Annotated in this window: 11 protein-coding genes; all 11 read right to left on the reverse strand. The window is 62.2% G+C overall.

Annotated features, from left to right (window positions below):
- Positions 1 to 19 precede the first annotated feature (19 nt).
- Entirely contained in the window at positions 20 to 793 is a 774-nt protein-coding gene (locus tag AB4Z15_RS12790) for a YggS family pyridoxal phosphate-dependent enzyme (RefSeq protein ID WP_442017569.1), read from the reverse strand.
- Positions 786 to 1496 carry a polyphenol oxidase family protein gene (locus AB4Z15_RS12795; protein ID WP_442005572.1) on the reverse strand — a complete coding sequence of 237 codons (711 nt, stop codon included), beginning with the start codon at positions 1494 to 1496 and terminating at the stop codon, positions 786 to 788. The genes AB4Z15_RS12790 and AB4Z15_RS12795 overlap by 8 nt, the downstream gene beginning before the upstream one ends.
- Positions 1497 to 1520: 24 nt before the next feature.
- Positions 1521 to 2741, reverse strand: a complete 1221-nt coding sequence (ftsZ, locus tag AB4Z15_RS12800; RefSeq protein ID WP_442005573.1) for a cell division protein FtsZ — start codon at positions 2739 to 2741, stop codon at positions 1521 to 1523.
- A 216-nt stretch (positions 2742 to 2957) separates the two neighbouring features.
- On the reverse strand, positions 2958 to 3836 hold the full coding sequence (locus AB4Z15_RS12805) for an FtsQ-type POTRA domain-containing protein (protein WP_442017570.1): 879 nt from the start codon (positions 3834 to 3836) through the stop codon (positions 2958 to 2960).
- Positions 3829 to 5199, reverse strand: coding sequence for a UDP-N-acetylmuramate--L-alanine ligase (gene murC, locus AB4Z15_RS12810; protein ID WP_442017571.1), 1371 nt, complete (start codon positions 5197 to 5199; stop codon positions 3829 to 3831). The genes AB4Z15_RS12805 and murC overlap by 8 nt, the downstream gene beginning before the upstream one ends.
- Positions 5196 to 6314: an undecaprenyldiphospho-muramoylpentapeptide beta-N-acetylglucosaminyltransferase gene (gene murG, locus AB4Z15_RS12815; protein WP_442017572.1), complete on the reverse strand. Its 1119-nt coding sequence runs from the start codon at positions 6312 to 6314 to the stop codon at positions 5196 to 5198. Before murG ends, murC begins: the two co-directional genes overlap by 4 nt.
- Before the next feature lie 6 nt (positions 6315 to 6320).
- A complete protein-coding gene (gene ftsW, locus AB4Z15_RS12820) occupies positions 6321 to 7622 on the reverse strand; it encodes a putative lipid II flippase FtsW (protein WP_442017573.1) in 1302 nt (433 codons plus the stop codon).
- Between the two features lie 2 nt (positions 7623 to 7624).
- Positions 7625 to 9214: a UDP-N-acetylmuramoyl-L-alanine--D-glutamate ligase gene (gene murD / locus AB4Z15_RS12825; RefSeq protein WP_442017574.1), complete on the reverse strand. Its 1590-nt coding sequence runs from the start codon at positions 9212 to 9214 to the stop codon at positions 7625 to 7627.
- Complete coding sequence (gene mraY, locus AB4Z15_RS12830; protein WP_442017575.1) at positions 9196 to 10305, reverse strand: phospho-N-acetylmuramoyl-pentapeptide-transferase; 1110 nt, start codon at positions 10303 to 10305, stop codon at positions 9196 to 9198. Before mraY ends, murD begins: the two co-directional genes overlap by 19 nt.
- The gene (locus AB4Z15_RS12835; protein WP_442017576.1) at positions 10302 to 11792 is read right to left on the reverse strand and encodes a UDP-N-acetylmuramoyl-tripeptide--D-alanyl-D-alanine ligase; all 1491 of its coding nucleotides are present in this window, start codon (positions 11790 to 11792) and stop codon (positions 10302 to 10304) included. Before AB4Z15_RS12835 ends, mraY begins: the two co-directional genes overlap by 4 nt.
- A 6-nt stretch (positions 11793 to 11798) precedes the next feature.
- The gene (locus AB4Z15_RS12840; RefSeq protein WP_442017577.1) at positions 11799 to 13436 is read right to left on the reverse strand and encodes a UDP-N-acetylmuramoyl-L-alanyl-D-glutamate--2,6-diaminopimelate ligase; all 1638 of its coding nucleotides are present in this window, start codon (positions 13434 to 13436) and stop codon (positions 11799 to 11801) included.
- Positions 13437 to 13518: the final 82 nt, after the last annotated feature.

Consider the following 13518-nt stretch of genomic DNA (forward strand, 5'->3'; position numbering starts at 1 on the left):
TCATTCCAATACTTTGACGCTACCCCACGGCCGGACGCGAACCGAGAATATCGGAGCCAATTCTCAGGTGTGTCGCCCCGAACTTGATAGCGGCTTCAAGGTCCTGGCTCATGCCTGCTGATATTCCTGAAGCAGCCGGATGATTGGCCCGCAGTTCCGCGGAAACAACCGCAAGTCGTTCAAACGCCGCTTCCGGATCGGCGCCCAGCGGGGCCACAGCCATTACTCCAGCAAGCCTCAGTCCGGGCGCGGAAGCGATCTTTGCCGCCAGGGATTCCACCTCCGAGGGATGGGCACCACCACGGTGCGCCCCGGCGTCGTCATCCAAACTGACTTGGATGTAGCACTCAAGGTCTTTCCGCCCCGTGACGTCCTGTTCACGGACGACTGCCTTTTCCAGGGCGTCGATCACCTGTAGACGATCTACTGACTGCACCGAGTAAGCGTATTTGGCCACGGATTTCGCTTTTTTGCTCTGTAACTGGCCAATGAAGTGCCATCGGACGTCCAGGTCTGCGAGCTCGGCACTTTTCCCCGCGGCCTCCTGGTCCCGGTTCTCGCCGACATCCCGGACTCCGAGCGTGGACAGTCGCCGGACATCAGCTGCCGGATGGAACTTGGTCACGACGATCAGCTCGGGCCGATCCGTACGTCCCGCTGCAGCCGTCGCCGCTCCAATGCGTGTCTTAACGGCCTCGAGCCGGCGGGCGAGTTCAGTGGTGCGTGCATCCGAAGCTGCATCGCCGGACGGGGCATCGCCGGACAGGGCATCGTCATGTCCAAGGTTAGTCATGAGTCCACACCAAACCTGCGAATCGACCCGTACGGGAATCCCGCCGGTAGGAAAAAAGGGAGTCATTTTCCAAGGTGCACTCCCCTGAATACTCAACCGTGACGTCGCCTTCAGCCAACTGGGCGCGAACACCGGCAGGAAGGTCCAAAGCAGGCGTTCCCCACGATGTACTCGACCAAGCGGCGGGTGCCACCGCGGCAACATCTTCGCGAAGCTGCTCGGGAACCTCATAGCAGGATCCACAAATAGAGGGCCCCAGCCAGGCGCGGATGTTCAGGGCACCGAGCCTGCGAAGCTCGTTGACGGTTGCCGGGACAACGGAAGAGGCCACGCCTGGACGTCCTGCGTGCGCAACAGCGATGATGGGACCACGATCGCCTGCATCTCCAACAAGGACCACAGGAACACAATCAGCCACCATGACGGACAATGGCTGGGCAGCCTGGCTACCTGAAGGCATGGAAACCATTGCATCCGCAGTGGGACCGGGACCGTAGCTCGAAATAAGGGCGACCTCATTGCCATGAACCTGGTCCATGTACTGAAAGCTACGGTTTCCCAGGTTCGCAGCATCGTCCAACCGGGCACGACGCTCGGTCACATCCCCGGGGTTGTCCCCCACATGGAGGGCCAGGTTCCCGGCGCCTGTGTCCGTGAAGGCCACAGAAACGCCGGGCTGTACTTCATTGCGCCACCAAAACACGGGATATTGACTCTCGAAGCCCGCTTACTTCAGGAAATCTGGAACGTCGAGGTCATCCGAGCGGCTGCCCGACAGGTCCGGCTCGACAACGGCAGGAAGGTCGACGTCGAAGCCGGAGTCCGCCGGGAGCGCCGACGGACGCTGCTGGCCCCAATTGCTCAAGCCTGCCGCGCCGATGCCTGCAGTTGCATGCTGCGGTGCGTTTGCGTTGGAAGGAGCCGTGTTTGGCGCAGCAGGACGCTCGGCAGGCACGGGGTTCTGCGCCGGACGCGACTGGTCCATGGACGGAGAGGTTGCCTTGACGTCGTCGAATCCAGCGGCAATGACGGTGACGCGGGCTTCGTCGCCAAGGGCGTCGTCGATGACCGCGCCGAAGATGATGTTTGCCTCCGGGTGCGCGACTTCCTGCACCAGGCGGGCTGCCTCGTTGATTTCGAACAAGCCGAGGTCTGAACCACCCTGGATGGACAGCAGCACGCCATGCGCGCCGTCGATGGAGGCTTCCAGAAGTGGCGAGGCGATGGCCAACTCGGCAGCCTTCACTGCGCGGTCTTCGCCACGGGCGGATCCGATACCCATGAGCGCAGAGCCCGCACCCTGCATGACGGATTTGACGTCGGCGAAGTCGAGGTTGATCAGGCCCGGGGTGGTGATGAGGTCCGTAATGCCCTGGACACCGGAAAGCAGTACCTGGTCAGCTGAGCGGAAAGCGTCCAGGACGGAGACGTTGCGATCGCTGATGGACAGGAGTCGGTCGTTGGGGATGACGATCAGGGTGTCGACTTCATCACGCAGGGCGTCGATGCCGGCTTCGGCAGAGCCCGCACGACGGCGGCCTTCGAAAGTGAAGGGGCGGGTCACCACGCCAATGGTCAGCGCACCCAGGGAGCGGGCGATGCGTGCGACTACAGGGGCTCCGCCAGTACCGGTGCCACCACCTTCGCCAGCCGTTACGAAGACCATGTCAGCGCCGCGGAGAACTTCTTCGATCTCGTCAGCGTGGTCTTCGGCGGCCTGCTTGCCGACCTCGGGGTTGGCTCCAGCGCCAAGGCCGCGCGTAAGCTCGCGACCGACGTCGAGCTTGACATCGGCATCACTCATGAGGAGCGCTTGCGCGTCAGTGTTGATGGCAATGAACTCGACGCCCCGGAGGCCGACCTCGATCATGCGGTTGACTGCGTTCACGCCACCGCCGCCGATGCCGACGACCTTGATGACGGCCAAGTAATTCTGCGGTGCTGCCACGTTTCGTGCCCCTTGCTTGTGTCCTATAGCGAAACTGATCGAGTCCAACTTGAATCCTTGGACCTTAACCCTCTAGTTGAAGGTTATAGTTATGTCAAGTAACTCTACTGCGACGGTATTTCCTCCGCTTCGCACATGCAATGACCGCTTGCGCGTGTCGCTTGATTGTCGCGAAATAAGGTCACCGAGGCCCGCAGGTTACGTGCTCAATGTTCTTTATTTGGTGAATGGATGCCGGGGCACGCTGACGTCGTAGACGTTCACGGGAACTTTGGGATCCGGCGGCATCTTCAGTAGTGCCTCAAGTGCCTTCGCCTTCAGTTCCTTGTCCTCGGCATTGCCCCACACTACCGTCTTTCCGTCCACCAGTTTCAGCTCCACGGCATCAGGCGACGCAGCGGATGCGGTGGACATCCTCGCAAGCACATCGGCCGGCAAAGTGTTCAGGACAGCCGCAATGGCTTTAAACAACCCAGTGTTGGTGGCACCTGCACCTGCGTCGATCAGGGGCAGCGCAACCGCAGACTGATCCTGTGTGGCTCCCAACTGGACCCCGTCTACATCCACCATCACAAACGAGTCGCCTTGCTTCAACAGGGCCACTGGTACGCGCTCATTGACGTGCACAAGCAATTCCGACGGCGGCCTTGCCTCCACAGTTGCCGAACGCACCTGGACCAAGGGCTTCAGGAGCTCATTGACTTCCTGCTCGCTCACCTGCGGCAGCGGCTTGCCCTCGACACCTGACAAAGCCTTCTGCACAGTCTCAGGCGTCACTAGCTTGGTGCCGTCCACAGTGATGGTCCGGACCACGAGCACGGGCGAATAGATGGCACCCGCTATGAGCACTGCGACGAAAGCCGTGACGATGCAGAGCGTCCACAGCAGGAGCCTGCGTTTGCGTTTGCCCTTTGGCTCGGGAAAAGCAATGACGTTGTCCGCGCTGCTCTGCTTGACCGGACTCGTCACTGGAGATGGCCCGACTGACCGTTGGGCGCTGATGACACTGTCCGGGGAACCACCGGCCGAACGGCTCTTGTTCTCCTGGCTGGAATCTGCCCCGGGCTTGAAGGTTGGCTTACGGGTGCTAGCCACCCAGCGCCTCCACAATCACCGGGCCGTAAGCAGTGACATCTCCGGCTCCCACGGTCAGCACTATGTCCCCCTCGCCAGCGGACGCCACAACAGCATCCACAGCTTCGTCACCAGAGACCAGCCGTCCTTGGGAGAGCCGGTCAGCAATCAACGAACTAGTGACGCCGGGGATGGGGTCTTCACGGGCAGGGTAGATGTCCAGGACCAGCGCCGTGTCCGCAGCGTCCAGTGCCGCTGCAAACTCCGCAGCGAATTCCCGGGTCCGTGAAAACAAATGCGGTTGGAAGAGAACGTGGACTTTGTTGCCGCCGGCCACAGAGCGCGCGGCGGAAAGGGCCGCACGCACTTCAGTTGGATGGTGGGCGTAGTCGTCGTATACACGCACGCCCCTCCCCTGCCCTTTGAGTTCAAAGCGCCTGGACGCACCGGTGAAGTGTCCAAGTGCCGTAGCCGCCGTCCCGGGCGCTACGCCAAGCTCCAAGGCCACGGCGAACGCGGCAGCCGCATTGAGCGCGTTATGCCTTCCCGGGACCTGCAGGTCCAAGTCGTACCCGGCTCCATCCACCGCTACCGAGACATCACCCGGGCCACCATCGTGAAGGCGGATATCGGCGTCGTGCCTTGTCCCGTACGTAAGCACGCGAGTGGTTCCCTTGGCGGCTGTCCGCTCCGCCAAGGCGCGGGCGCCCTCGTCGTCCGCACATGCCAGAAGGACTCCGTGGGGCGGCAGGAGCGCCGCGAAGTTATCAAAGGAGGCATAAACAGCTTCAGCGGTTCCGTAGTGGTCCAGATGGTCCGCTTCCACATTGGTGACGACGGCGATCAGGGGACGGTAGTTGAGGAACGAACCATCGGACTCGTCCGCTTCAGCCACGAAAATATCCGAGGAACCATGAGCCGCGTTGACTCCCAGTGCCGGGACGTTCGCGCCAATGGCGAACGACGGATCCAATCCTGCTTCCTTGAGCAGGACCGCGACCATGGAGGTGGTGGTGGATTTGCCGTGCGTACCGGCGATGGTGACCACCCTGTGGCCGTCCATGGTGGCAGCCAATGCCTCGGAACGATGCAGGACGGGCAAACCGGCCTGGCGTGCCGCAGACAACTCAGGATTGTCAGCACGGATTGCGGAGCCGGCAACAACAGTTTGGGCGTCACCCAAATTGGCGGAGTCGTATCCCACGGCAATACGGGCACCTGCTGCGGCCAGGTCATGCATGACTGGAAGGTCCTTGGCGTCCGTACCACTCACGGGAACACCCCGGGCCACCATGATCCGGGCGATGGCTGACATTCCCACGCCGCCGATGCCGATGAAATGTACTCGTCCAAGGGACTCGAGTGGTGCAATCGCGTGCGTCATGCGGATACCGCTTCCAAGACAAGATCAGCCATGCGCTGATCGGCGTTTCTGATGCCAAGGGCCTCGGACCTGCGGGCCATGTCGTCCAGCCTGCCGCGGTCCGATACGAGTGGAATGAGTTCTTCTTTGAGCCATTCCGGGGTGAATTCTTTGTCCTGGACCATCAGCGCTCCGCCGGCCTCCACCAAGGCAGCTGCATTAAGGGCTTGCTCACCGTTGCCGATCGGCAAGGGCACGAACACCGCTGGAACCCCTACTGCTGCCACTTCGCTGACGGTTGCGGCCCCGGCACGGGCGAGCAGGATGTCTGCAGCAGCGTAGACATTCTCCATTCCATCCACGTACTCCACCTGCCGGTAGCCATCAGCGGCGAGGAGCCCGCCGTCGTTATCCAGAACAGCCTTGCCGGTACCGGTGATGTGCAGTGTCTGGATCCCGGCAGCTGCCAGCGCGGGCAAGGCAGCAGCCACAGCACGGTTGATGCTCAGTGCTCCGGAGGACCCGCCAGTCACGATCAAGGCAGGACGGTCCGGATTGAGGCCCAGCGAAGCCTTGGCAGCAGGCGCGGCCTTGGTGCGGTCCAGTCCTGAGATGGCGCGGCGCATGGGCATTCCCACGTGGCGGGCGCCGCGAAGGCGCGTACCGGCAAACGCCACGGCAACATGGCGGCTGAACCGTGCACCCACGCGGTTCGCCAGCCCCGCCTTCATGTTGGCCTCGTGGATCACGATAGGCGTACCGCGCCTGCGGGCGGCCAAATACATGGGCGTGCACACGTAGCCGCCCACGCCCACCAGGACATCGGCCTGTGCGTCATTCAGGATTCGTTCCGCCTGCTTGACTGCTCCCCTCAAGCGCCCCGGAAGCTTCACGAGATCAAGGGACGGTTTTCGTGGCAAAGGGACACGGTCAATAGTGGCGAGCTCGTACCCGGCCGCCGGGACAAGCCTGGTTTCCAGGCCCGACGGCGTGCCGACAGCCAGGATGGCAGCTTCCGGACGCTTTTCCTTGATTGCGTCCGCGATGGCCAGCAACGGACTGACATGGCCGGCCGTACCACCGCCTGCAAGCACGACGGACAGCGGCCTGGACGCGTGGGGGGAATCTGAAGTCATGAAGTGCTATTTACGCTTTCGTGCGGTCTTGGACAAACGACGCGGCAAGAGCCTGGGACGCTGTTGTGGTGGCAACTGTCCGCGGGCCAAGGACAACACTACGCCCACGCCGCACAGCGACATCACCAAGGCCGAGCCACCCGCAGAAATGAAAGGCAGCGGGACACCGATCACTGGAAGCAGCTGGGTCACCACTGCCATGTTCATGCTTGCCTGTCCCAGGAGCCACACCATGATGCCACCGGCGAGCGTGCGCTGGAACGGATCCGTCTGCCGGACAACGACACGGAAAATGGCGATGCCAAGGATGGCGAACAACACCAGGACCACAAGGGTGCCCACCAGTCCCAGTTCCTCGCCGATGATGGCAAAGATGAAGTCATTGTGGGCCTCGGGAAGCCAGTTGTATTTTTGCCTGCTCTGCCCCAACCCAAGTCCGGTCCAACTGCCCTGCGCCAATCCATACATGCCGTTGGTGGACTGGTAGGTGAAGTCGGAATCTGCGGTGCAGGAATTCCCTGCCATGCCCAACCAGGCTGTCACCCGGCAGATCCGGTTGGGACTGATGATTGTCATGGCCGTAGCGCCAATGGCTCCCGCGACGCCCGCAATGGCCAGCATCTTGGTGGGAACCCCGGCAAAGTACAACCCCGCAGCCACAATGGCCATGACAACGATCGCCGTGCCCAGGTCATTGCCCACGAGGATCAGCCCAAGGACCAGGCCAGCACCGGGGACCACCGGGATGATCACGTGCATCCAGCGATGCAGGTACTTCTCCTTGCGTGCCAGGACCGCCGCTATCCAAACACAAAGAACCAGCTTCGAAATTTCCGAGGGCTGGATGCTGATCCCGCCGATGTCGATCCAGTTCTGGTTGCCCAGTGTGCTGCGGCCGAAAACCTGGACAAGTATCAGCAGGACCACAACGGCACCGAGTCCCCACCAGGACAGCCTCTTCATCCAGCTGACGTTGGTCCGGGAGATCAGGTACATCGCCACAAGTCCAACGACGCCAAACATCGCCTGCTTCAACGCGTCTGCGTACGGGGACTTGCCTTCGGAAATCGCTTCCACACTGGAAGCAGAGAGCACCATCATGACACCGATGGCCGTGAGGGCCAGGGCGCATCCAAGAATGAGGTAGTACGTGGAGCTGTTGGGCGCTTTGCTCTTGCCCTCCAGGCCTTCCCAGAAGGAGCGAACATGGCCCCGGAGCCGGACGGGCTTCTTGCGGGCAGCCGACGGAGCCTCGGCTCCGACGTTCCCGGAAACCTTGCCGCGGCTGCGGGTGGGCGTGCTGACCATTGTTACTCCTCGGTGGTCTTTGCCTGCCCTTCCACGAGCTCGCGTACTGCCTGGACGAAAGCGTCGCCACGGTGAGCGTAGGAAGAGAACTGATCCATGGATGCAGCCGCTGGAGCCATGAGCACGGTGTCACCTGGTTCCGCCACGCTCGCCGCTGCCCTCACAGCCTGGGCCATGATGGTCTCACCAAAAATCGGCGAGGAGGCGTTACCGTCTGCGGTCTGCACACTTTCAGTGTCGCCCTTGGGCTGGGCTATCACGGGGACATCCGGTGCGTGTCGCTGGAGGGACGCTTCCAAGGCCTCCGTGTCAGTGCCGATGAGCACCACGGACTTCAAGCGGGGGGCGTGCTCCTTGACGAGGTCATCGTAATTGACGCCCTTGGAGAGGCCCCCTGCGATCCAGACCACGTTGTGGAAAGCTGAAAGCGCGGCCGAAGCGGCGTGGGGGTTGGTGGCCTTTGAATCATTGATCCACAGGACGTCGTCGTGTTTGGCCACGAGCTGGATGCGGTGAGCGCCAGGCAGATAGTTGACCAAGCCCTGCTTCACGGCGGCAGGCTCAACCCCATAAGCACGCACGAGGGCCGCGGCGGCCAAGGCGTTGGCCACCATGTGGCGTGGTGCCACTGGCCCAAGATCGGAGATGGACGCGAGTTCGGCGGCTGAGTTTTTCCGCTCTTCGATGAACGCGCGGTCAACCAACAATCCATTCACCACACCCAGCATGCTGATGCCGGGGGTGTTCGTGGTGAATCCGACCGCACGGCAACCCTCCACGACGTCAGCGTTCTCCACCATGCGTTCGGTTTCAATTTGGTCGGCGTTATAGATGGCCGCCTTCTGCGTGTTCTCGTAGACCTTGGCTTTATCGGCAAGGTAAGAGGCGTAGGAGCCATGCCAGTCCACGTGGTCTTCGGCCACGTTCAGGCATACGCTGGCCACCGGGGACAACGAATGGCTCCAATGCAACTGGAAGCTTGAGAGTTCCACCGCAAAAGCGTCGTACTCCACCGGGTCCCTGAGAGCGTCAAGGATGGGCGTGCCCACGTTCCCCACGGCAATGGCTTTGAGTCCGGCGGCCTGCAGCATGGACTCGGTCATCCCTACCGTGGTGGTCTTACCGTTGGTGCCGGTGATGGTGAGCCAATCAGCGGTCTTCCGGCCCGCCCGTTCGCGGACGCGCCACGCTAATTCGACGTCGCCCCACACCGGAATGTGCTTGCGTGCGGCGGCGGCCAGCAGGGCTTGGTCCGGGCGCCACCCCGGCGAGGTCACAATGAGCTCCGGCTTGTTGCCGTCAATGAGGGGAAGGACCTTCACGGCCTCTTCGCCCAGCAGTACATCCACCGCCCCCACGATTTTCAGGGTGTCGGCCTGCGCCTTTGCTTTCGCCGTGGTGGAGGCATCCACCACCACAACTCTTGCACCAAGTTCGATGAGGGTATCCGCGGCGGCAAAACCGGACACGCCGATTCCCGTCACCACTACACGCAAGCCACTCCAGTCGGCATCCCAACTGGTGAGATCCTTAAGGCGGTCGTTGGCCGACGGCGCGCTCTCCTGGTTTGCATTCACAGCAGCACCACCCATTCAGCGTAGAAGACTCCAAGGCCGGCGGCCACGAAGAGCCCGGCAAGGATCCAGAAGCGGACAACAACCGTGACCTCTGCCCACCCCTTCAGTTCAAAGTGATGTTGCAATGGGGCCATCTTGAAGACGCGTTTGCCACCTGACAGCTTGAAAAAACCAACCTGGATGATGACGGAAAGGGTGATCAGGACGAACAAGCCACCGATGAAGGCCAGTAAAAGTTCTGTGCGGGACAGGATCGCGAAAGCGGCAACGGCGCCTCCGATTGCCAGGGAACCGGTGTCACCCATGAAGATCTTGGCCGGTGATGTATTCCACCAGAGGAAGCCCACCAAAGCAGCGCTCAGGATGGCCGCGAGGAGCGCCAGGTCCATGGGGTCGCGCACTTGATAACAACCGCTGCCGGCCTCACGCGGCGAACCGCAGGCCTGGTTGTTCTGCCAGATCCCCATAATCGTGTAAGCGCCGAACACCATGATGGATGCTCCCGACGCGAGCCCATCCAGGCCATCTGTCAGGTTCACACCGTTGGTAGCCGCGGTGATGATGAGGTTGGACCAAACGACAAAGAGAATTGCGCCCAGGACGGTCCCACCAAAGGCGAGATCCAGCCAGGGGATGTCGCGGACGAGGGAAATTTGCGTGGAAGCCGGACGGAGTCCGTCCTCGTTCGGAAACTGCAAAACCAGAACGGCAAAAATGATGCCGACGGCGGCTTGCAGGATCAGCTTGGCGCGGGCGTTCAGGCCCAAACTGCGCTTGTTGGAAATCTTGATGTAGTCATCCAGGAAGCCAACGAAGCCCATTCCCACCATGAGGAACAGCAGCAGCAGCCCGGACGCGGAGGGTCCGGCGGACCGCGGATTCATCATCCACATGATCAAGTGGGTCACGAAGTAGCTGATCAGAACCGCGGCAACAACCACGGTCCCGCCCATGGTAGGCGTGCCTCGCTTGGTGTGGTGCGAGGTGGGACCGTCATCCCGGATGAACTGCCCATAGCTCTTGGCCACCAGGAATCTGATGAACAGGGGCGTCCCTATCAGGGCCGCTAGGAGGGCGACGCCGGCGCCGATCAAAAGTGCAATCACAGCAGCTCGTTCCCTTCGCTTGCGGCATCTTCAGCCGCGCTTTCCCCGGTGGACTCGGCCCGTGGGGGTAATGCTATCCGATCGCCCAAATGCCTCAGGCCCACGCCATTGGAGGACTTGAACAAGACCAGGTCTCCGGGTTGCAGCTCCCTTTGCAGGAGTTCGTAGGCTTCTTCGGCAGTCTCCGTGAACGAACATTCGTCCCCCCACGAACCTTCCTGGATGGCCGATATGTAAAGGGCCCGCGCTTCGCGTCCCACCACCACGAGCCTGGAGATGTTCAAGCGCACCACCTGTGTTCCCACTGCAGTGTGCTCCCGGATGGAATCCTCGCCGAGCTCAAGCATGGCCCCAAGGACGGCCCATGTGCGCCTGCCTTGGCCAAGATCAGCGAGGGTGCGCAGCGCAGCCCGCATCGACTCAGGATTGGCGTTGTACGCGTCGTTGATGATGGTGACACCGTCAGGGCGCTCGGTTCGCTCCATGCGCCAGCGGCTGGCAGCGGACTGGGAACTAAGCGAGGAGGCAATGTCTGCCGCAGGGATGCCCGCGGCAAATGCCGCAGCAGCAGCCGCCAGCAGGTTTGTCACGTGATGGCCGCCGATCAGGCGGCTTCGGACGTGAACGGAAGGGCCGCCGTCGGGCAGTACAAGTTCAAACTCGGGGTGGCCTTCGGCGTTGACCACAACGTTGCGCGCTTCCACGTCTTCGTTCGTCGCTGGAGAGGCACTGAAGCCGAGGACTTTGGCCGTGGTGCGGGTCTTCATGGCAGCAACGCGGCCATCGTCCAGGTTCAGGACGGCTGTGCCGTTCTCACTAAGCCCTTCTACAAGTTCGCCCTTGGCCGTAGCGATGTTTTCGACACCGCCGAATTCCCCGGCGTGGGCGGTGCCGACCACCAGCACCACACCAATATCGGGCTGCACCATCCCAGCGAGGTACTTGATATGCCCGATGCCGGTGGCTCCCATCTCAATGACGAGGAAGCGGGTGTCCGTATCGGCGGCAAACACGGTCAGGGGCACGCCGACCTCACCGTTGTATGAGCCCCGGGGAGCCACTGTGGGCCCGGCTTGGGACAACACGCCGGCGAGTAAGTCCTTGGTGGTGGTCTTGCCGGCCGAGCCAGTAATACCGATCACTGTAAATTGCTCGCCGCGCTGTTCCCGGGCAGAGCGGATGCGGCGGACTGCTTCGGCAGCAAGCGCTCCCATGGCGAGCACGGCGTCATCAACAACGACGGCGGGATACGGCTTACCGTCAACGGCAGTGACCTCGCGTTCGGCCAACACCAGGACGGCACCCCGCTCGAAGGCAGCGTCAACGAAGTCATGACCATCTGCGTGCTCGCCCGGCTTCGCCACATAGAGCGAACCAGGTGTAGCTTCCCGGGAATCAGTGACGACAGAAGTGGGCGCGATGTCCCCGCCTCCGGTCAAACGGCCATGGGTGATGTGGGCGATATCCGCCGCAGTAAGTGCAATCATCTCGGTTTAGGACTCTATCCGCTGGTCCGTTGAAACGCTGAATCCCCTGGATGTCAAGGCGGTCCGTAGTTCCACTCTGTCGTCGAGAGCCAGGTTGACGCCCTTGACCTCTTGCCATACCTCGTGGCCACGACCAGCGATCAGGATGGTGTCCTTCGGAGTGGCCAGCTCCACGGCGAGTCGGATGGCGGCATCGCGGGGTGATGATTCGATGATTTCACTGCTCAGGTTCCCTGATTCACGGGCGGCATGGGCACCTGCGAGGACCTCTGACCGGATAGCCGCCGCATCCTCGTCATGGGGGTCGTCGTCACTGACAATGACAATATCCGCCAAGCGTGCCGCGATGGCGCCCATGGTCGGACGCTTGCTTTGGTCCCGCTGCCCGGTGGCCCCGAACACCACGATCACCCGGGAGCCTTCCTCACGTGAACGCACAGCCTGGAGTGCGCGAGCCAGGGCGTCGGGATTGTGGGCAAAATCAACCACGGCCGCCGGCGCGGTGGAGATGAGCTGCATTCGTCCAGGAACGGCCACGGTGAAGGGATCGTGGGCGTCCAGTGCACCTTGGAGGGTCTCTACATCCATGCCTGATGACAACACCATGATCGTGGCAAGGGCCGCGTTCGCCACGTTGAAGTCACCCGGTAAGCCAATGTGTACGCGCAGGACGCGGCCGTCTGTGTGCCGCAGTTCAAAATCGGTGCCGAGTCCACGGGAGGTTGTTGAGGCAACGGACCAATCGGCAGGGCTGCCACCTGTCCTGGCAGTAAGTGTGGTGACCGGAATGTCCGCCGTCCGAGCCAGGTTCCGGCCCCACTCGTCGTCGACCATCACCACTGCCTGGCGTGCCCGTCCGGCAGTGAACAGCTCGGCCTTGGTGCGGAAGTACTCTTCCATGCTGCCGTGCAGGTCCAAGTGGTCCTGGGTGAGGTTCGTGAAGCCGGCGACGTCGAACATCACGCCATCGACGCGGTGATAAGCAACGGCGTGGGAGGACACCTCCATGGAAGCCGCCTCCAGCCCGCGTTCCCGCATCAAGGCGAGCAGTGCATGGACGTCGGTGGATTCCGGCGTGGTCAACAGGCTCGGAATAGGATCTCCCCCGGCCAGGATCTCGATTGTTCCGATGAGTCCCGGGGTTTTACCCAGGGCACGGAGCAAGGAGTTGATGAAGTATGTTGTAGTCGTTTTACCGTTGGTCCCTGTCACTCCAAACAGCGTCGGGAACCCGCCGTCGTCCGGCTGGCTGCGGTAGATCAGGGCCGCCAAACGCCCGACGACGGCGCGCGGCTCGTCGACGATGAGGACAGGTACGGGCTGCTCGCCTGCCAGGGCGAGCTGCCGTGCCCCGGCGTCATCAGTGACTACGGCGACGGCGCCGGCCTCGACCGCCTGTGGGACAAAGTCGGCTCCATGGCGCGAAGCGCCGGGCAGGGCCATGTAAAGGTCACCCGGTTCAATGGACCGGGAGTTCAGCGAGATCCCCGTAACTCCCTTGTTGTCGCCGTCCGCCGGGACGGGGACACCAAGGGCTTCCGCAAGGGTCGACAAAGGCACTGCAGCCACAGACGCCGGACGAAAGCCGGAGGTGCCCGTTTCGGGCGTCTCGGCATGGAAAGCGGCCTCATTGTGCTCTGACACGTGGTTCTCCGTTGATGCTCGGTGGAACGACCGGCTTGGGGCCAGCGGCGCCCAGCCGATAGTGATGGATCAAATTCTTTGG

This window comes from Paenarthrobacter sp. 2TAF44 (assembly GCF_052114885.1).
Taxonomy (GTDB): Bacteria; Actinomycetota; Actinomycetes; order Actinomycetales; family Micrococcaceae; genus Arthrobacter.